Here is an 18,967-nt window from a genome sequence, read left to right as displayed (position 1 = left end):
GCGCGAGTGAGGGGCGTTCAGCGCCGCTTTTTCGTTGTCTTCGCCGCCTTCTCGGCGGCCGCGAGCACGCGGTGCAGCGGCGTGTCGCCGACGCCGAGCTCGTCCATGTGACGCACGGTCTCGCGCACGTAGTCCAGGCACGTGCCGCCGATGCCGCGTCCGGCGAGGATCTTTCGCACCATGGCCTTGAGCGAAAGCCGGCCCGTGTATTGGGGGTGGTCGCGCCGGACGACGAAGGTATAGGCCCGCACCGGTCCCTTGGGCGTCTCGACCCGAAGCCAGCGCGGGTTGTACACCTTGCGCGGCATTTCGCGCGCGTGCAGGTAGGCCATGACCCGCGCGAAGTCCTTGGCCGCGACCCGGAACACGCGCCCGACGCACGAGCCGCCGCGGTCGAGGCCCAGCACCAAGCCGGGTTTTTTCAACGTGCCGCGATAGCGCACGGAATTGACGCAAAGCGCGCGATGGAAACCGTAGAGCCGGGCGGCGCGGCGCTCCCGGTAGCGGAACCCCGGCCGCCACATGAGCGAGCCGTAGCCGAACACCCAGAAATCCTTGTTGCGCGCGCCAGTCATGGCCAGTTTCGCGTCGCCATCGCCACGCCGAGGGTGGCGACGACCATGCCGACCAGCGCGATCGGGCTCAGGCGCTCGTCGAAGAGGGCGAAAGCCATCAGCGCGGTCACCGCCGGCACCAGGTAGAAGAGGCTCGACACCTTGGCCGCCGCGCCGCGCCGGATCAGCGAGAGCAGGACGAGGGAGTTCGCGAGCGACAACGCCAGCACCAGCCACGCCAGGGCGAGGACGAATTCGCCGGTCCACGCGACGCGCATGTCCTCGGTCAGGATCGCGCCCGCGCCCACCAGCAAGGCGGAGGCCCCGAACTGGATCGCGGAACCCGAGCGCAGGTCCATGGCGACGGCGTGGCGCTTCTGGTAGAGCACGCCGGCGGCGAGCGCGAACAGGGCGACGCCGTTGGCGACGAGCGCGGCCGTGTTTTCAAGGCCGGAAGTGTCCCGGTCCGTCACCACCAGCGCGACTCCGGCGAACCCGACGGCGAGCCCGATCCATTGCCGAAGCGTGACTCTTTCGCCGAGGACCATCCCGGCGGCGGCCGCGGTGAGCATCGGCTGCAATCCCATAATCAGCGCGACGATTCCGGCGCCGAGCCCGCGGCTGATCGCCCAGAAGACGCCGCTCAAGTAAAGGCCCTGCACCAGCATGCCGGCGACGGCGATGTGTCCGGCCTCGCGCCACGTGGCGGGCCAACGCGCGCGGACCGCGAGCGCGAGCAACCCGAATAAAACCGCGACGATGGCAAAGCGGACGAAGAGAAAAGTGAACGGTTCGGTGTACGGCGTTCCGAGCTTGGCGAAGATGAAGCCCGAACTCCACATCACCACGAAAAACGCGGGCGCGAAGCGGAACCAGGGCGATGTCGGGTGGGCGGCGGTTTCGGGCATCGCGCGGCAACGGCAAGGGGCGACAAGGACCGTAAAGTCTCGCGCCCGCCCTGGCAACGTTCTATAAGAAGCGCCGGTGATCCGATGACCTCATCCGAACCAGCCGGCGACGCGCGCGCGGCGGATTCTCGCGCGCACCGAATCGCCATCGTCCTCGGCCTGGCGGCGGCGCTCGCGGCCCTCTACGGCGCGGGTTGGGTCTACGCTGCCGGGCGTTTCGCCGACGGCGTACGCGCCTTCATCGCCGCGCGCCAAGTGCAAGGAATCGCCGTCGCCTATGCCGACATCGCGCTCGGCGGGTTTCCGTTCCGCTTCGACGCGCGACTGCTGGCGCCGAGCGCGACGGTCGCGCTTCCGTCCGGAACCTGGATTTGGCGCCCGGACCGCGCCGTGTTTTCCGCGCGTCCGTGGTCGCTCGACCGCGTCACGCTGGACTTAAGCGGAACCCACGCGATCGCCCCTGCCGACGCTTCGGGGCTTGCGCGCTGGACCGTGTCGTCGCGCGCGTTTGCGCTCGAGGCCGGAATTTCGGGGGCGGGCATTTCCGCCCTTGCGCTGCGGGCGGACGGCATCCGCGTTCACGGGCGTGTCGCGGAAAAGGATATTACGGTCGGACGGCTGCGCGCCGATTGGCGCCCGGCCGCGGCCGCGCTAGCCGATTCGCGCCCGGAACACGCGCGGCCGAGCCAGACATTCGCGTGGTCGGTCGAGGCTTTTCGTCCGCCGCACGCCATGCGACTGCCGCTCGGCGACGAGATCGCGCGGATCGCGGTCGCGGGCGAAGTACGGGGACGGCTCGCGGTCGAGGAGGGGCGCGACGCGTTCGCCCGCTGGCGCGACGTGTTTGGCCGCTGGCGCGACGACGGCGGCACCATCGAGCTTTCCCGCGTCGAAGGGCGCTGGGGCGCGCTGGCGCTGGCGGGCGAGGGCACGCTGGCGCTCGACGGCGCCTTCCAGCCGGTCGGGGCGTTTACCGCGCGCATCGAGGGCTATTCGGAAACCATCGACGCGCTGCGCGACGCGGGCGCCGTGAGCGGGACCAACGCGTTCGCGGCCAAGGTGGCGCTGACGGCGCTGGCGCGGCGCGACGAAGGCGGCCGGCCCTATCTTACTTTGCCGATTTCGCTGCAGGAACGGCGGCTTTACGTCGGACCGGTCGCGTTGCTGACCGTGCCCGCGTTGGCGTGGTAGCCTTGCGTATGCGCGGTTTGCGCGCCCGGCGACTCGTTCGCGCCTTGAGGCTGGCGGCTGCGGCGCTCGCCGTCGCGATTCCGGCGCCCGGCCATTCGGATGATATTTCGGGCGGCAAGACGACCGACGTCTACCTCGCCGGGCAGCTTCTGGTCGCCGCGCCCAAAATTCAGGACCCGCGCTTCCAGAAATCGGTCGTCTACATGATTTCCCACGACGCCAAGGGCGCGTTCGGGCTGATCGTGAACCGCGTCACCGGCAGCGCGTCGATCAAGAATTTCCTGAAGGGCTTCGGCCTGGAAGGCGGCGCGCAGGGCGGCGATCTGGTCGTTCATTACGGCGGCCCGGTGGAGACGAGGCACGGTTTCGTCCTGCACACGACCGATTTCGACGATCCGCTCAGCCGCAAGGTGGCGGGGCCGTTCGCGTGGTCGATGGCGCCGTCGGCGATCGAGGCGGTATCCTTCGGCATCGGGCCCAAGCGCTATCTGTTCGCGCTCGGCTATTCGGGCTGGGGCCCGAGGCAGCTCGAAGGCGAGATCGAGCGCGGCGATTGGCTGATCGCGCCCGCCGACGAAAGCATCGTGTTCGAACTCAAGGGCGACGAATCGTGGGAAAAGGCCCGCGCCGGCGCGGGCGTGCGGCTGTAGCCGAAATCACGCCGCCACGCGCGTCAGCTCGTGCGGGAACTTGAGGATGATGGCGGTGCCTTGGCTTCGCCCGCCCTCGATCTCGACGTCGCCGCCCGCCTCGCGGACCAAATGGACAACGTTGGCGAGGCCGAGGCCGGCGCCGCTTTCGCCGTGTTCCGATTGGGTCGGTGCGCCATAGCGCAGCAGCCGAAGGATGTCGGTCGCCGTCAGGCCGGGCCCGGTGTCGCGCACCACCAGCACCACCGCGTTCTTGTCCGCGTCGAGGTGGGCGTCAACGATTACCTTGCCGCCGCGGGGCGTGAACTTGAGGGCGTTGGAGACGAGATTGGTCAGCGCCCGGTGCAAATGAGTCGGCAGAGTGTGGATGGGCGGAAAATCGGGAGCGATTTTGGCGTCGAGGCGGATACCGCGTTCCTCGGCCAGCGCTTGATTGAGCGCGACGATTTCGCGCACCATCGCCGCCGCGTCCACGGTCCGCGGCGTTTCCCGGATGTCGTTCGGTGGCGCTTCGTTTTGCCGTTGTCGGGAGTCGCGCAGGAAATCGTCGAGCAATCCCTGGCAATATTCCAGCAGCCGCGAGCCGGATTCGTGCATCGAGTCGGCGAGTGCCTTGTAGCGGGCGTCGCCGAGCGGCCCCAAGGACTCCTTGCGCAGAATTTCGATGTTGGCGAGCAGGGCGGTGACGGGATTCTTGATATCGTGCACGACCTCGGCGATCCGGCGCTGGACAGCGGCGGCGTTGTCGCGTTCGCGACGGATCGCGGCTTCGAGCGCCGCTTCGGCCGTCTTGAGCGCGGCCTTGAGATCCTTGTCGTCGGCGTTCGGTTTCGGCGGCATCGGCGCTTGCTTCGACATCACGCCTGCTTGGCGTCGATGACGCCCTTGCGGATGGCGCGGGTGCGGGTGAAGGTCCCCTGCAGCATCGCGCCGTCGCCCCGGCGGATCGCCCGCTGCAAGGCGGTCAGGTCCTCGGAGAAACGCTGCAGGATGTCCAGCACCGCTTCGCGGTTGGCGAGAAAAATATCGCGCCACATCACCGGGTCGGACGCGGCGATGCGCGTGAAGTCGCGAAAGCCGGACGCCGAGAATTTGATGACTTCGCCCTGGAGGTCCTTTTCCAGTTGCGCGGCCGTATCGACGATGGTGTAGGCGATCAGGTGCGGCAGGTGCGAGGTGATGGCCAGTACCCGGTCGTGGTGGGCCGCGTCCATGGTCGCGATCCGCGATCCCGCGCGGCGCCACAGCTCGGCAACCCTCGCGACCGCACTCCGGTCGGTCCGGGCGCTGGGGGTGAGGATGCACCAGCGGCCCCGGAACAATTCGGCGAACCCGGCCTCGGGCCCCGAATGTTCGGTGCCGGCGATGGGGTGGCCGGGAACCAGGTGGACGCCTCGGGGCAGCAGGGCGCCGATGTCGCGCGCGACCGGCGATTTGACCGAGCCGACGTCGCTGACGATGGCGCCGGCTTTCAGCGCCGGCGCGATCGCCCGGGCGACTTCGGCGTAGGCGCTCATGGGCGTGCAGATCACCACCAGTTCGGCGTCCCTCGCCGCTCGGGCCGGATCGGTCGTGTAGCTGTCGCCCAGCTTCAGGCGCTTGGCGGCGGCGAGGGTTTTCTGGCGGCGGGTGGCGATCGCGACGTGACGGGCGAGGCCTTCGCGGCGCACGACGCGCGCGAGCGAGGACCCGATCAGGCCGATGCCGATCAAAGCAACGCGGCCGAATAGGGGCGCGGATTTGGTCTGGCTTTTCTTCCTGGCGATCATGGCGAAACCTTAGCCCCGGTGGACGAAATCGGCCAGGGCGGCGGCGAAGGCGCGCATTTCATCTTCGCGTCCGATGGTGACTCTGAGGGCCTGGGGCAGGCCGTAGCGTTCCATGCGCCGCACGATTACGCCCCGGCTTTTGAGAAAGGCGTCGGCCGCCGCCGCGTCGCGGCCGGTCTGGCGCGGAAAATGAATCAATAGGAAATTGCCGACCCCGGGCGTGACCTCGAGGCCGAGCCGGCGGGCTTCGGCGGCGGTCCATTCGCGCCAGGTTTCGACGTGGGCGCGCACCTTGGCGACGAACGCCGTGTCGGCGAGCGCCGCCGCGCCCGCGGCCTGCGCCGCGGAGGAGACGTTGAAGGGTCCGCGCATGCGGTTGAGAACGTCGGCGACGGCGACCGGACAGAAAGCCCAGCCGAGGCGCAAGCCGCCGAGCCCATAGATCTTCGAGAACGTACGCAAGACGACCACGTTGCCATCAGGTTCCACCAGTTCGCTGCCGGCGGTGTAATCGGCGCGGGTCACGAATTCGGCGTAGGCCGCGTCCAAAACCAGCAGCACGCGATCGGGCAGCCGGTCGCGCAACGCGCGCACCCGGGCGGCTGGAAGATACGTACCGGTCGGGTTGTTGGGGTTGGCGAGAAACACCATCTTGGTGGCGGGCGTGACGGCGCCGAGCAACGCGTCCACGTCCGCCGTCAGGTTGGTTTCCTTGACCTTGATCGCCTTGGCCCCGGTGCCTTCGGTCGCGATCGGATACATCAGGAACTCGTGCTCGGAGTAAAGAGCCTCGTCGCCGGGGCCGAGGTAAGCCCGCGCCAGCAGCGCGATCAGCTCGTCCGAACCGGCTCCGCACACGATCCGCTCCGCCGGCAGGTTCCAGGCGGCCGCGAGCGCGCGGCGCAATGTCTTGCACCCGCCGTCGGGATAGCGATGGATGTCGGGCGCGAGTCGCGCGTAGGCTTCCATCGCCATCGGGCTCGGGCCGAACGCGTTTTCGTTGGAGGAGAGCTTGACGACCCGCTCCAGCCCCTCGATCGCGGATTCGCCACCCACGTAGGGCGCGACCAAGAGAACGCCGGGGCGCGGCGCGGGTCCTTTGGGCGGGGGGGCCTTGGGCGACGTGTTCACGACCGACGCCCTTTTCGTTTGCCGCGCGTGGTGGCGCGGGGCGCGATGTCGGCGGGGGTCAACGGCTCGCCGTAGGCGCCGAGGATCGCGACGCGCGCGGTCCCGCCGGTCGGCGGGCGAGACACGGAATTCCCGAGAGCATTCGCCAGAGCGGCCAGCCGCGGATCGTCCTCGCGCACGTAACCCGGCACGTCGGCGAACCACAAGTCGCCGGAAGCCGAACGCGGATCTTCGATCCCGATCAATTCGGGCCGGCCGAGCCGCGCCTTGACGAAGGCGCGTTCGAGCGCGTCGTGGCCGACGTTGCCGTCGGTTGCGACGCCGAGACAGGTGCGGTCGCGCCCCGAAGGGTCGGGCATGGCCGGGGCGACGGCGAAGGCGCCGAGGCCGGCTCCGCGCGCGTTGCCCGCGCTGGCGAACGGCAGCCGCGCGATGATCCAGATCCGCTCGCGCTTGTCGGCCCGGCCCGGCATCAAATCGGGCCACCACGGTTCCTCCTCGTCGACCGCCGGAAGCGGCAGCACGCCGACGGCGGCGCGATGATCGGCGACCGCGCGGATGACGGCGCGCGCGCCCTCGTGGCGGGTCATCGGGGTGAACGAGCCGTATTGGTCGCGCGCCAAGTCCCAAATTCCGCCGTGGCCGTGCGGCGCGAAGACCGCGACGGAAAACGGGCCTTCGAAGCGGAGCGTGGCGACGATCAGTTCGCGCCAGATGCGGACCAGTTCGGTGACCGGAAAAGGGCCTTTGTGGCGGCGGACCAGGCGATAGACGATCTCCGCCTCGCGGCCCGGCCTGATCTTGACCCGCTCGTTTTTCTTCAGGTCCTTGACGGCTTCGACCACGGTCGTGCGCCGGATCAGAAGGGCGTGGATCGCCGCGTCGATCCGGTCGATCCGCCGGCGCAAGGAAGCGAGGGAGACGCGGCGCGGGCTCATGGACGGGGCTCGAATCGGTTATTTTCGGGACGGGGAAATGGTCGGCGGCCCGCTAGTGATAACGCTCGCCTTCTTCGATTCAAAGAGCAAAATCAAAGAAAACGTTGACTCTTGGCACCCCCCTTCCTAGCAATGGGGCCGTTCATGGGTTTTCTTGGGCGTGATCGCGCGGGAACGATGACCGCCACCACTTCTTCCGATCCGTCGCGCAATGAACCGTCCCGGGTCTCGCGTCCGCTGCCGGGGCATCAGGTTCGCCTCGGGCGCGAAAGGCCGCTCCGCCTCGACTGCGGCGTCGAGCTTGTCGACTTTACCGTCGCCTATCAGACCTACGGCCGGCTCAACGCCGACCGCTCCAACGCCATTCTGGTGTGTCACGCGCTGACCGGCGATCAATTCGTCGCCGAGCCGCATCCGGTTACCGGCAAGGACGGTTGGTGGCACATGATGGTCGGGCCGGGCAAGGTGCTGGACACGGAACGCTATTTCATCATCTGCGCCAACATTCTCGGCGGCTGCATGGGCACCGCCGGGCCGAAGGAAATCAATCCGGCGACCGGTAAGCCGTGGGGACTTTCGTTTCCGGTCATTTCGATCGCCGACATGGTGCGTGCCCAGGCGATGCTGGTCGATCACCTCGGCATCGACAACCTGTTCGCCGTCACCGGCGGATCGATGGGCGGCATGCAGGTGCTGGAATGGGCGGCGCTGTACCCGAAACGCGTGTTCGCGGCGGTGCCGATCGCGGCCGCCGCCCACCACACCGCCCAGAACATTGCCTTTCACGAAGTCGGCCGCCAGGCGATCATGGCCGATCCCGACTGGCACGGCGGCGATTATGCGGCGCGCGGCGCTCGGCCGCACCGCGGGCTCGCGGTCGCGCGCATGGCCGCGCACATCACTTATCTGTCGGAAAAGGCGCTGCAGGAAAAATTCGGGCGCAAGCTGCAGAACCGCGCCGCGGTGACCTGGGGCTTCGACGCGGATTTCCAGATCGAAAGCTATCTGCGCCACCAGGGCAGCACGTTTGTCGACCGCTTCGACGCCAATTCCTATCTCTACATCACCCGCGCCATGGATTACTTCGATCTGGCGGAGCGCTACGGCGGGGTGCTGGCCAACGCGTTCCGCGGCACCGCGACGCGCTTTTGCCTGATCTCGTTCACCAGCGACTGGCTTTACCCGACCGAGGAAAGCCGCAAGATCGTGCACGCGCTCAACGCAGTCGCGGCCAATGTCAGCTTCGCCGAGATCGTCTCGGACAACGGCCACGACTCCTTTCTGCTCGACGAGCCCGAATTCCATCGCGTGTTCGAGGGCTTTCTCGACGGCGCCGCCGAGCATCGCGGGCTGCCGAGGAAAAACGGGCGATGACCGCCCCCAGCCACGAACGGGCGGGCGCGCAAACGAACATTTCGCGCGCCATGCGCATCGACCTGCAGCTGATCGCCGACATGATCGAACCGCGCGCGCGGGTTCTCGACGTCGGTTGCGGCGACGGCGCGCTGCTCGAATATCTCGCTACCTTCAAGCAGGTCGATGGCCGCGGCATCGAATTGTCGATGTCCGGCGTGAACGCGTGCATCAGCCGGGGACTGTCGGTGATCCAGGGCGATGCCGATACCGACCTCAAGGACTATCCGGATGACGCGTTCGATTTCGTCATCCTCAGCAACACGCTGCAGGCAATGGTGGCGCCGCGCGACGTGCTCGGCCACATGATGCGCATCGGCCGGCATGCGATCGTCAGTTTTCCCAATTTCGCCTACTGGCGGATCCGGCTCGACTTCCTGTTCGGCGGTCGGATGCCCAAATCCGACCTGATGCCGCACGAATGGTACGACACGCCCAACATCCATCTCTGTTCGATTAAGGATTTCGTGGCGCTGTGCGGCGAAATGGGCTTCCGCGTCGAGCGCAGCCTGTCGCTCGATTCTTCGGGGCGCGCGCGGGGCATCGGCGCCGGGTTTTTCACGGCCAACCTGTTCGGCGAACAGGCGGTCTTTCTGCTGACGAAGTGAGTTGCCGCGCCGCGCTCGTACGCCGATCTTATATTCCGTGGGGGCGGATGGCGGCTGGGACGGCGCGGGCGCGCGCCTTCAACAGCGGTTGCGCGGCGTAGATTTGTTTCGACGCCTCGATCATCACCACGCCCGCGAAAGCGGACAGGCCCCACGCGCCGAGGCGCTCCCACGCCGGCGCGGCGGCCGGCGCCATGCGCCAGACGACCGGCGGCAGATAGAGCGCCGATTCCGCGCGCGTCGGCGTGAACATGGAATCGCGCAGCAGCCGATTGAGCTGGCCGGGCGAATACGGCCGGCCGTGGCCGAACGGCGTATGCTCGAAGCGCGCCCACAAACCGCGGCGGTTCGGCGCGATCACCAGAAGGCGCCCGTCGCCGGTCAGAACCCGCCAGATTTCGCGCATCAAGGGCCGGATTTGCTCGGCGGTTTCGAGGCAGTGGGCCAGCACCATCCGATCGACCGAGAGATCGGCGAAAGGCAACTCGGTTTCCTCGACCAGCGTCGTCTGGCCGGCGCCCTCGCGCGGCCAATGCAGCACCCCTTGCGAAGCCGGCATGGCGGCGATGACCCGGGCCGCCTCGGCGCGGAAGGCCCCGAGAAACGGCGGGGCATAGCCGAGCCCGACCACCGTCATGCCGCGCACGTCCGGCCACATTTCGCGCAGGCGCTGGCCGACGACGCGCTTGGCCGCCATGCCGAGGCCGGTGGCGTAGAAATCCCTGAGGTCGATCACGTCGGAGCGCATAGGTTCAGTCTAGCAGGGGCGGCGGCCACCTTCGACCCGGGCGGCGCGGGCTTGGCGGGGCGGGTGGGCGATGTTAGCGTCCGTCCCTCCGGGAGGAACCGCATATGAAACTTCGCTATTCGCCCACGTCGCCCTATGTGCGCAAAGTCATGGTCGTCGCCCATGAAACCGGCCTCGTCGGCCGGATCGGGCTGGTGCCGACCAACGTTTGGGCCAGCGACACCGACATCGGCCGCGACAACCCGCTCGGCAAGGTGCCGGCGCTGACCACCGACGGCGGCGAAGTGCTCTACGATTCGCCGGTGATTTGCGAATACCTCGATTCGCTTCACGACGGCGCGAAAATCTTCCCGGCGTCCGGCGGCGCGCGCTGGACCGCGCTTCGGCGCCAGGCGCTCGCCGACGGCATGCTCGACGCCGGCATCCTCCGCCGGCTCGAATCGATGCGTAAGGAGCCGGAGCGTTCGGCGTCCTGGATCGACCGCCAACGGGCGGCAGTCGCGCGCGCCATGGACACGCTGGAGGAGGAAGCGTCGAACCTCGGCGCGAGCGTGACCATCGGCCATGTGGCCATCGGTTGCGCGCTCGGCTGGTTCGATTTCCGCTTCCCCGGCGACGATTGGCGGCAGGGCCGGCCGACGCTCGCGGCATGGTACGCGGCGTTCGCCGGGCGGCCGTCGATGACGAAGACGGTGCCGAAGGACCCGGCCTGAACGGTCGTCGACGCCCCGGTTTCCCCGCCATGGCCTTGGTTCTCCGCTTTTCGCCAAGCTCGCCTTATGCCCGCAAAGTGCGGGTCGCCGCGCACGAGCGCGGCCTGACCGGCCGCTTTCGTGAAATCGCTTCCAATCCCTGGGCGGCGCCGGACGACCTCAAGGCCCTCAACCCGCTCGGCAAGATCCCGACGCTGGTGACCGAGGACGGCCTCGCGCTCTACGATTCGGCGGTGATTTGCGAATACCTCGATACGTTGGGCGATGCGCCGCGCCTCTTTCCGCCCGAAGGGCGCGCGCGCTGGCTCGCGCTGCGGACCCAGTCGCTCGGCGACGGCGTCATGGACGCGGCGGTGCTGTGGCGGGTCGAGATCACCCAGCGCAAGGAGCAGGGCCCGACCCCGGGCTGGGTCGAGCGTCAGCAGGGCGCGATCGTGCGCGCGCTGGATGCGCTGGAACGCGAGCCGCCCGCCCTCGCCGCGCCGCCGGACATCGGCGCGATCGCCATCGCCTGCGCGCTCGGCTATCTCGATTTCCGGTTCGGGTTCCTGAACTGGCGCGAAGGAAGGCCGCGACTGGCCGAATGGCATGCGGCGTTCGCCCAGCGCCCGTCCATGATCGCGACCCGGGCGAAAGATTCGACCGGTTAAATACCGGTCCGCCTCGCGAACAGCATGTCCTTGGCCGCGAGCGCGGCGCCGCCAACGATCAATCCCAGCGCGATAACGACCCGGCCGCTCGCCTCGCCCCGGCCGAAGGCGACCAGCAGCAGGGTCGAGATCAGCGGCGCGGCATAGGACGCGGCGCCGAGCACGCGGATGTCGCCGCGCTTGACCCCGTGATCCCAGAGGAAAAAGGCGGCGCCGAGTGGGCCCAGGCCGAGCAGGACGACGGCGGTCCAGGCCAGCGTGCCTTGCGGCCAGACCGTGGTTTCGAAATTCGCGTGAATGACGAAAGCTAGGAACGCGGTCGCGGCCATGAAGCCGCCGACCGAATCGCTCGGCACGCTCGCGACGCGCCGGGACAGCACCGAATAGGCCGCCCAGGTCACGGCGGCGCCGAGCGCGCAGGCGTAGCCGGCGAAGTGTTCGGAGGCGAACGCCAGCTTCCGGTCGCCCGCGACCAGGATCGCGGTGCCGGCGAGGCCGAGCGCCGCGCCGAGACCGTGGAACCAGCGCAGCCGCTCGCCGGGGAGCAGGGCGGAAAAGAGCACGATCAGGAGCGGCCAGAGGTAGTTGATCAGGCTCGTTTCCAAGGGCGGCGCAAGATAGAGCGCGGCGAAATAGAACGCGTGATAGCCGAAAATCCCGCCGACGCCGAGCAGCCAGACGCGCCAGGGGTGGATCAGCCGCTCGATCGTGCATTGCCCGGCCATATACCACTTGAGCAGAACCACGACCGAGCCGATCAGGAACGTGAGCGCGACCAGCTGGAACGGCGGCACGCCGGGCACGAACGTGACCAGCAGCGTCAGCGCCGACCACAGCAGGATCGCGCCCGAACCGACCAGGGTGGCGCGGCGGATTTCGGTCGTCATGGGGCAAAGCCGACGGCGACTACGGTTCCGTCCGCCAAGGCATAGACGATGCGAGAGCGCCCGTCGCCCAGGTCGGCCACCACGAAGTCGGATACGATCGGACTCGGATGGGCGACCTCGGTCATTCTTTCCAAGCGGCCATCCGTGAAACGAAAAATCACGAGCGTTCGGCGCGATCGATCGGGCACCAGAATATCGGGCCGGCCGTCGCCATCGGCGTCGAAGATTGCGGATAGCCCCAGCGCGCGCGAACCGAGGACGTGGTTGGAAACGCCCGGCAACTCTGCCACGAGCGACAATCGGTCCTTGTTCCAGCGGTACAGTTTAAGCACTCCGCCGATGTGTGGGGTTTCCACCAGCGCGACCTCGATCCGGCCGTCGCCGTCGAAATCAGCGGCGCCGACGGGGTTGAGCCAGCGGTTGCGGAGCCCGAGCGCGGGCGTTTGGGCGACGATGGACAAACCTTCCGGCCGCGCCTTGAGCACCGTCAGCGCCGCGCCGTGATCGAGATAAGATCGTACGACAATGACCTCGTCCTCCCCATCGCCGTCGATGTCGGCGAGCCGGGGATAACGGTCTTCGAAGACGGAATCGGCGGGCAGGCGGAATTCGAGGCGCCGGCCGTCGGCGGTCTCGACGGCGACGCCTTCGGCCTCGATCGCGTCGCCGAGCACGCCGTGGGCGTAGCGATCGGTCGCACCGACCAGCCACGCGGCGCGGATGTTGCGCGCGCCGCGCGTAATCGCGCCATCGGGCAGTATGCCGGCCTCGACCCGGTCCGGGGGCGGCGGTGGCGCGTCGACAAGTCGGAGCGCGCCATCATCGGCCAAGCGAATGCGAAAGGCGCGTTCCTTGGCGCTTTGAACAAATACGCCGATTCCCGTGGCCGTCGGCGCGGCGTACACGCGCGCCACGCCTTCCGACAACCGCTCGGTCAGAACATGCGGTGCGCGATTTTCTTGAGCGAGCGCGAAGGTCGCCGCGCCGGCGGCCGTGCCGATCAGAACGGCCGCGCAAACCACGCGCATCGGGCTAGATCAAATACTGCCCGCCGTTGGCGGTCAGCGTCGAGCCGGTGATGAAGCCGGCGTCGTCGGCGGCGAGGAACAGCACGCAACGGGCGATTTCCTCGGCGTGGCCGAGCCGTCCGACCGGAATTTGCGGAATGATCTTGGTCTTGATGATTTCTTCGGGCACCGCCTGGACCATCTCGGTCGCGATGTAGCCCGGCGCGATGGCGTTGACGGTGATGCCCTTGTTCGCGTTTTCGAGAGCGAGCGCCTTGGTAAAGCCGTAGAGGCCCGACTTGGCCGAACTGTAGTTGGATTGGCCCATCTGGCCCTTCTGGCCGTTGACCGAACCGATGTTGATGATACGGCCGAAGCCGCGCTCGCGCATGCCTTCGATCACCTGGCGGGTGACGTTGAACAGGCTGTCGAGGTCGGTGCGGATCACCGCCGACCATTGTTCCGGCTTCATCTTGTGGAACATGGTGTCGCGGGTGATACCGGCGTTGTTGACCAGGATGTCGACCGGGCCGAGGTCGGCCTCGATTCTTTTCACCGAATCCGCGCACGCCTGGAAGTCGCCGACGTCGAATTTGTAGGCCTTGACGCCGGTTTCGGCGGTGAAGGCCTTGGCCGCTTCGTCGTTGCCGCCGTAGTTGGCGGCGACCTTGTGGCCGGCGTCCTTCAGCGCGATCGAAATGGCCCGGCCAATGCCTCGGGTTCCGCCGGTAACCAGCGCGACACGTCCCATATTACACTCCCCGTACCTGGCGTTTTTTGTCTGTCGATCAGTCGCGCTGCAGGCACATGGCGATGCCCATGCCGCCGCCGATGCAGAGCGTGGCGAGGCCCTTTTTCGCGCCGCGACGGTTCATTTCGTGCAGCAGCGTCACCAGCACCCGCGCGCCCGACGCGCCGATCGGGTGGCCGAGCGCGATCGCGCCGCCGTTGACGTTGACCTTACCGGTGTCGAGCCCGAGCTCGCGGTTGACCGAAATCGCCTGGGCGGCGAAGGCCTCGTTGGCCTCGATCAGATCGAGGTCCTGGACTTTCCAGCCCGCCTTTTCCAGCGCCTTGCGGCTCGCCGGAATCGGCCCGGTGCCCATGATTGCGGGATCGACGCCTGCCGTCGCCCAGGAAACGATGCGCGCGAGCGGCTTGATGCCGCGGCGCTTGGCTTCGTCGGCGGTCATCAGGACCGCGGCCGCCGCGCCGTCGTTGATGCCGGACGCGTTGCCCGCCGTCACGGTGCCTTCCTTGTCGAACGCGGGCCGGAGCTTGGCCAGCGATTCGACGGTGGTGCCGTGCTTCGGGTATTCGTCGTCGGTAACTACGGTGTCGCCCTTGCGGCCCTTGATGACCACGGGGACGATTTCGTCCTTGAAGCGTCCGGCCTTCTGCGCGGCTTCCGCCTTTTGCTGCGAGGCGGCGGCGAAGGAATCCTGGTCCTCGCGGGTGATCTGCCAGCGCTTGGCGACGTTTTCGGCGGTGTTGCCCATGTGGTAGCCGTTGAAGGCGTCCCACAGGCCATCCTTGATCATGGTGTCGACCAGTTCGGCCGCGCCCATCTTGGTGCCGTTGCGCAGGTGCGTGCAGTGCGGCGACTGGCTCATGCTTTCCTGGCCGCCGGCGACGACGATACGGGCATCGCCGAGCTTGATTGCCTGGAAGCCGAGCGCGACCGAGCGCAAGCCCGAGCCGCACAGTTGATTGATGCCATAGGCCGTTTTCTCGACCGGAATGCCGGCGCCGACGGCGGCCTGGCGGGCCGGGTTCTGGCCTTCGCCCGCCATCAGGATCTGGCCCATGACCACTTCGTCCACGTCGGCGGGCTCCACCTTCGCGCGTTTCATCGCCTCGACGATGGCGATCTGGCCGAGCGCGTGGGCGGAAAGGGACGCGAGTGCGCCGTTGAACGAACCGATCGGGGTACGAACGGCGCCGGCGATGACGATGTCGGTCATGGTGGAGGTCCTCCTGAGGGTCGCGTATGTGACGGCGACGCGGGTTGTAGATCCTTGATATGGGTCAACCGGGCCGGCGCGGACGGCGGGGTCGGGATGGGGTTCCGGACCGGCGGGCCGAAGCGCGCGGCTCGAGCCGGGCGACGCGGCGTTCGAGTTCGGCAACCCGCCTTGCGATTTGATCAAGCCGGGTATCGGCGCGCGCGGGCTCGGCCGGAACGGACGTTCCTTGGGCGCCACCCTGGCCCTCGGCCTGACCGGCGACCACCTTGGCAAAAGTGGCGGCGCCGGCGGTCATCAGATCGAACATGCGAGCGATGCTTTCCGCGACCTGGGGATCACGCGTGAGACCGGCCAACGGGCGTTGCCAGAATTCGAGGTAGAGCTTGGCGAGGTCTTCGGGGTTGGGCGTATCGGCCATGGTGCGGGCTCCGGGCGGGGCGCGGGCGCGAGAAGGAAGATCTTGGTTAATCCGGGACGGGACGGCCGGAATATCGGCCTTTGTCCGCCCGGTTGTCGGCCACTATAGCGGACCGTTTGCGGCGGCGTAACATTTCTTGCATTGCAGCATGTTTGCCCCTTTTATGTAAGGGCTAACGTTGAAACGGCAAGGATCCCGCCGATGGCCGAACCCGCCGCTGCGCCGCCGAAAGAAGTGCCGCCGATCACGATCAAGAAATACGCCAACCGGCGGCTCTACAACACCGCGACCAGCACCTATGTCACCCTCGATCATCTCGCCCAGATGGTGAAGGACGGAGCGGATTTCGCCGTCTACGACGCCAAGACCGGCGAGGACATCACCCGTCAGGTGTTGACCCACATCATCGTCGAGGAAGAGGCCAAGGGCCAGAACCTGCTGCCGCTCAGCTTCCTGCGCCACCTGATCAGTTTCTACGGCGATTCCTTGCAGGCGATCGTGCCGCGCTATCTCGACTACAGCATGCAGGCGTTCGCCCGCAATCAGGAGCAGATGCGCACCTACATGCGCGACGCCTTCAGCGGCCTGATGCCGTTCGGCCGTTTCGAGGAGATGGGCAAGCAGAACATGGCGCTGTTCGAAAACGCCATGAAGATGTTTACGCCATTCTTCCCCGGCGAACAGGGCCGCGCCCCGGCGGGCAAAGACACGGCGGGCGAAAAAACGAAGGGCGGCGAGGCCGAGATCGAGGACTTGCGCGCCAAGCTTGATCGCATGCAGCGCCAGCTCGACCAGCTCACCGGCGATAAGAAGTAGCCTTTTAATTCACGCGCGCGGCGGTTACTGAAGATCCCGCAAGACGCGGAAGCCGATGTTGTAGCTTTTCACTTCGGCGGCGTTCTTGAAGCGATAGCTGCTGCGCGACAGTCGCCCGAAATAGTACCACGACCCGCCGCGCATCACGCGGAAATGGCATTCGCCCGAAACGCGCGGTTGGGTGTTGCCGGTCGCGCCCTCATGGTCGGGGTTCCAGCAGTCCTCGGTCCATTCCCAGACGTTGCCGTTGAAGTCGTGCAGTCCCCAGGCGTTGGGTGGGAACGAGCCGACCGGCGCGGTCTTGGCGCCGCTCCATTCGGTACCGCATTCGCGGCAATTGGCCCGGTTAGGCTCCATCGTATCGCCCCACGGGAACTCGCTGGTGGTGCCGGCGCGGGCCGCGTATTCCCATTCCGCTTCCGAAGGCAGGCGATAAACATGCCCGGTTTTTTTCGTGAGCCAGCGCGTGTATTGCTTGGCGGTATCGAATTCGACGTTCATGACCGGGCGGCGGCCCTTGCCCCAGCCGTGGTCGTTGGGCACCGCGCCGCAGCCGACTTCGCGCACGCACGCTTCCCATTCGTCGAAAGTGACTTCGTACTTGCCGATGGCGAACGCCTTGGCGATCCGCACCGGCTTGGTCGGTTTCTCGTGTTTTTCGCCCTTGGCCGAGCCCATGATGAAAATGCCGGGCGGCACCACGACCATCTCCGGGCAGGCGGGGCAATCGCGGAATACGGTACCGGGCTTCGGAAACGTCGGCTCCGGTGCGGCCGGCGGCGCCGGGGCCTGCGCGGCGGCGGGTGTCGCCACGGCGGCGGCAAGGATAAAGACGAAAAGACGGATCATGGCGGTTCTCTCGCCGTTCAACCGTGCCCTCGCGCCCATTCTGTCGTCAAGGGCCGCCCTTGGCCGACGGCGAAAAAAGACGCTACCCTCGTGGCGGCAATTCATGGGGGCAAGTTCGTGACGGGGGACATGTTCGAGCGGGATCTCGGGCGCGGCGCGGCCAACTTCCGGCCGTTGAGCCCGCTCGATTTCCTCGCCTGGGCGGCCGCCGTCTACCCGGAGAAGACCGCCGTGGTGCACGGGACCGCGCGCTATTCCTATCGCCGGTTCCGGGAGCGTTGCGCGCGCCTCGCCTCGGCCCTTGGACGGGCCGGCATAAGCGCGGGCGATACGGTCGCGGTGATGGCGCCCAATATTCCGGCGCTGCTCGAGGCGCACTACGGCGTGCCGCTGGCCGGCGCGGTGCTGAACGCCATCAACATCCGGCTCGACGCCGAAACCATCGCCTTCATTCTCGAACACGGCGAGGCCAAGGTTCTGATCGCGGACCGGGAATTCGCGGGCGTGATCAAGGCGGCGCTCGCCCGGACCAAGGCCGGGCCGCGCGTGGTCGAAGTGGTCGATCCGGCGGGTCCCGCCGGCGACGGCCTCGACGCGACCGATTACGAATCTTTTCTCGCTTCGGGCGATCCGGCGTTCACCTGGAAACTTCCCGATGACGAGTGGCGCGCGATCGCCCTCAACTACACCTCGGGAACGACGGGCAATCCCAAGGGCGTCGTCTATCACCACCGCGGCGCCTATCTGAACGCGCTCGGCAACGTCATGGCGTTCGGGCTCGACCGCCGGACGGTCTATCTCTGGACGCTGCCGATGTTCCACTGCAACGGCTGGACCTACACCTGGGCGGTGACCGCGGCCGCGGGCACGCACGTGTGTTTGCGCAAGGTGGATCCGGTTCCGATCTTTCGCCTGATCCGCGACGAAAAAGTGACCCACCTGTGCGGCGCGCCGATCGTGCTCAATACTTTGATTCACGCGCCGGCCGAAGCCAAGACGGCGTTCGCGCAGCGGGTCAAGGTGGCGACCGGAGGCGCCGCGCCGCCGTCGGCGGTGATCGCGGCGATGGAGGCAATGGGTTTCGACGTGACTCATCTTTACGGCCTGACCGAAACCTTCGGCCCGGCGTCTTTGTGCGCCTGGCACGACGAGTGGTCGGCGCTCGACCTCGACGCGCGCGCCAAGCTCGCCGCCCGCCAGGGCGTCGCCTATCCTACCCTCGGCGAGCTGGCCGTGGCCGACGCGGCGGGCGATGCGCTTCTGCCCGCCGACGGGCAGTCCCTGGGCGAGGTGGTGGTGCGCGGGCACACGGTGATGAAGGGCTATCTCAAGAACCCGACGGCGACGGCGGCGGCGTTTCGCGGCGGCTGGTTCCGTACCGGCGATTTGGGCGTCATGCACCCCGACGGCTACATGGAGATCAAGGACCGCGCCAAGGACGTGATCATCTCGGGCGGCGAAAACATCTCCAGCCTGGAGATCGAGGAAAAGCTCTATCGCCACCCGGCGGTGATGGAAGCGGCGGTGGTGGCGAAACCGGACGCCAAGTGGGGCGAAACGCCGTGTGCGTTCGTCGCGTTGAAGCCGGGGGCCGCCGTCGCCGCCGACGAGATCATCGCCTATTGCCGCGAGCGCATGGCCCACTTCAAGGCGCCGCGTTACGTGGTTTTCGGGCCGTTGCCCAAGACCTCGACCGGCAAGATCCAGAAATACGTCCTGCGCGAACGGGCGAAAGACATCTGAGGCGGCC

The 18,967-nt window shown here is 67.5% G+C and carries 21 protein-coding genes; 8 read left to right on the top strand and 13 right to left on the bottom strand.

Features of this window, described 5'->3' with window-relative positions:
• Positions 1–17 precede the first annotated feature (17 nt).
• Entirely contained in the window at positions 18–575 is a 558-nt protein-coding gene (locus FJ311_01950; GenBank protein ID MBM3950201.1) for a gamma-glutamylcyclotransferase, read from the bottom strand.
• Positions 572–1,462, bottom strand: coding sequence for a DMT family transporter (locus FJ311_01945; GenBank protein MBM3950200.1), 891 nt, complete (start codon positions 1,460–1,462; stop codon positions 572–574). Before FJ311_01945 ends, FJ311_01950 begins: the two co-directional genes overlap by 4 nt.
• A gap of 84 nt (positions 1,463–1,546) precedes the next feature.
• Between FJ311_01945 and FJ311_01940 the strand changes: the two genes are divergently transcribed.
• Complete coding sequence (locus FJ311_01940) at positions 1,547–2,653, top strand: DUF2125 domain-containing protein (protein ID MBM3950199.1); 1,107 nt, start codon at positions 1,547–1,549, stop codon at positions 2,651–2,653.
• An 8-nt stretch (positions 2,654–2,661) separates the two neighbouring features.
• Complete coding sequence (locus FJ311_01935; GenBank protein ID MBM3950198.1) at positions 2,662–3,303, top strand: YqgE/AlgH family protein; 642 nt, start codon at positions 2,662–2,664, stop codon at positions 3,301–3,303.
• A 6-nt stretch (positions 3,304–3,309) separates the two neighbouring features.
• On the opposite strand, the gene FJ311_01930 is transcribed toward FJ311_01935, so the two are convergent.
• The 4 genes from FJ311_01930 to FJ311_01915 are packed head-to-tail and all read right to left on the bottom strand — an operon-like array spanning position 3,310 to position 7,141.
• Positions 3,310–4,161, bottom strand: a complete 852-nt coding sequence (locus FJ311_01930; GenBank protein ID MBM3950197.1) for a HAMP domain-containing histidine kinase — start codon at positions 4,159–4,161, stop codon at positions 3,310–3,312.
• Positions 4,161–5,072 carry a prephenate/arogenate dehydrogenase family protein gene (locus tag FJ311_01925; protein ID MBM3950196.1) on the bottom strand — a complete coding sequence of 304 codons (912 nt, stop codon included), beginning with the start codon at positions 5,070–5,072 and terminating at the stop codon, positions 4,161–4,163. The genes FJ311_01930 and FJ311_01925 overlap by 1 nt, the downstream gene beginning before the upstream one ends.
• A gap of 9 nt (positions 5,073–5,081) precedes the next feature.
• Positions 5,082–6,203 (bottom strand): histidinol-phosphate transaminase, encoded by a 1,122-nt coding sequence (locus tag FJ311_01920; protein MBM3950195.1) that lies wholly within the window; start codon positions 6,201–6,203, stop codon positions 5,082–5,084.
• The gene (locus tag FJ311_01915) at positions 6,200–7,141 is read right to left on the bottom strand and encodes a chorismate mutase (GenBank protein ID MBM3950194.1); all 942 of its coding nucleotides are present in this window, start codon (positions 7,139–7,141) and stop codon (positions 6,200–6,202) included. The genes FJ311_01920 and FJ311_01915 overlap by 4 nt, the downstream gene beginning before the upstream one ends.
• A 177-nt stretch (positions 7,142–7,318) precedes the next feature.
• Here FJ311_01915 and FJ311_01910 point away from each other — a divergent pair, with 177 nt between their 5' ends.
• Positions 7,319–8,515, top strand: coding sequence for a homoserine O-acetyltransferase (locus FJ311_01910; GenBank protein ID MBM3950193.1), 1,197 nt, complete (start codon positions 7,319–7,321; stop codon positions 8,513–8,515).
• Positions 8,512–9,162, top strand: coding sequence for a methionine biosynthesis protein MetW (metW, locus tag FJ311_01905; protein ID MBM3950192.1), 651 nt, complete (start codon positions 8,512–8,514; stop codon positions 9,160–9,162). The genes FJ311_01910 and metW overlap by 4 nt, the downstream gene beginning before the upstream one ends.
• Positions 9,163–9,190: 28 nt before the next feature.
• On the opposite strand, the gene FJ311_01900 is transcribed toward metW, so the two are convergent.
• Positions 9,191–9,910, bottom strand: coding sequence for a class I SAM-dependent methyltransferase (locus FJ311_01900; GenBank protein ID MBM3950191.1), 720 nt, complete (start codon positions 9,908–9,910; stop codon positions 9,191–9,193).
• 104 nt (positions 9,911–10,014) lie between these two features.
• Here FJ311_01900 and FJ311_01895 point away from each other — a divergent pair, with 104 nt between their 5' ends.
• Positions 10,015–10,623, top strand: a complete 609-nt coding sequence (locus tag FJ311_01895) for a glutathione S-transferase (protein MBM3950190.1) — start codon at positions 10,015–10,017, stop codon at positions 10,621–10,623.
• Between the two features lie 35 nt (positions 10,624–10,658).
• Complete coding sequence (locus FJ311_01890) at positions 10,659–11,273, top strand: glutathione S-transferase (protein MBM3950189.1); 615 nt, start codon at positions 10,659–10,661, stop codon at positions 11,271–11,273.
• Here FJ311_01890 and FJ311_01885 read toward each other — a convergent pair.
• The 5 genes from FJ311_01885 to FJ311_01865 all read right to left on the bottom strand — a co-directional run bounded on the left by FJ311_01885 (position 11,270) and on the right by FJ311_01865 (position 15,552).
• Positions 11,270–12,160 carry an EamA family transporter gene (locus tag FJ311_01885; protein MBM3950188.1) on the bottom strand — a complete coding sequence of 297 codons (891 nt, stop codon included), beginning with the start codon at positions 12,158–12,160 and terminating at the stop codon, positions 11,270–11,272. The genes FJ311_01890 and FJ311_01885 overlap by 4 nt on opposite strands.
• Positions 12,157–13,188 (bottom strand): VCBS repeat-containing protein, encoded by a 1,032-nt coding sequence (locus FJ311_01880; protein ID MBM3950187.1) that lies wholly within the window; start codon positions 13,186–13,188, stop codon positions 12,157–12,159. Before FJ311_01880 ends, FJ311_01885 begins: the two co-directional genes overlap by 4 nt.
• 4 nt (positions 13,189–13,192) lie before the next feature.
• Complete coding sequence (gene phbB / locus FJ311_01875; protein ID MBM3950186.1) at positions 13,193–13,918, bottom strand: acetoacetyl-CoA reductase; 726 nt, start codon at positions 13,916–13,918, stop codon at positions 13,193–13,195.
• Positions 13,919–13,955: 37 nt separating this feature from the next.
• Positions 13,956–15,131, bottom strand: a complete 1,176-nt coding sequence (locus tag FJ311_01870; GenBank protein MBM3950185.1) for an acetyl-CoA C-acetyltransferase — start codon at positions 15,129–15,131, stop codon at positions 13,956–13,958.
• 64 nt (positions 15,132–15,195) lie between these two features.
• Positions 15,196–15,552, bottom strand: a complete 357-nt coding sequence (locus FJ311_01865; protein ID MBM3950184.1) for a hypothetical protein — start codon at positions 15,550–15,552, stop codon at positions 15,196–15,198.
• 201 nt (positions 15,553–15,753) lie between these two features.
• On the opposite strand from FJ311_01865, the gene phaR reads away from it, so the two are divergent.
• A complete protein-coding gene (gene phaR / locus FJ311_01860) occupies positions 15,754–16,368 on the top strand; it encodes a polyhydroxyalkanoate synthesis repressor PhaR (GenBank protein MBM3950183.1) in 615 nt (204 codons plus the stop codon).
• Positions 16,369–16,392: 24 nt separating this feature from the next.
• Here phaR and FJ311_01855 read toward each other — a convergent pair whose 3' ends face one another.
• Positions 16,393–17,217 (bottom strand): formylglycine-generating enzyme family protein, encoded by an 825-nt coding sequence (locus tag FJ311_01855; GenBank protein MBM3950182.1) that lies wholly within the window; start codon positions 17,215–17,217, stop codon positions 16,393–16,395.
• A 129-nt stretch (positions 17,218–17,346) separates the two neighbouring features.
• Between FJ311_01855 and FJ311_01850 the strand changes: the two genes are divergently transcribed.
• Positions 17,347–18,960, top strand: coding sequence for an acyl-CoA synthetase (locus tag FJ311_01850; GenBank protein ID MBM3950181.1), 1,614 nt, complete (start codon positions 17,347–17,349; stop codon positions 18,958–18,960).
• The last annotated feature ends 7 nt before the right edge of the window (positions 18,961–18,967 follow it).

The sequence above is a fragment of the Rhodospirillales bacterium genome, assembly GCA_016872535.1.
In the GTDB taxonomy this organism is placed as follows: domain Bacteria; phylum Pseudomonadota; class Alphaproteobacteria; order Rhodospirillales; family 2-12-FULL-67-15; genus 2-12-FULL-67-15.
Note: the sequence above shows the minus strand (reverse complement) of the source record. Positions and strands in the feature narration are given on the sequence as shown.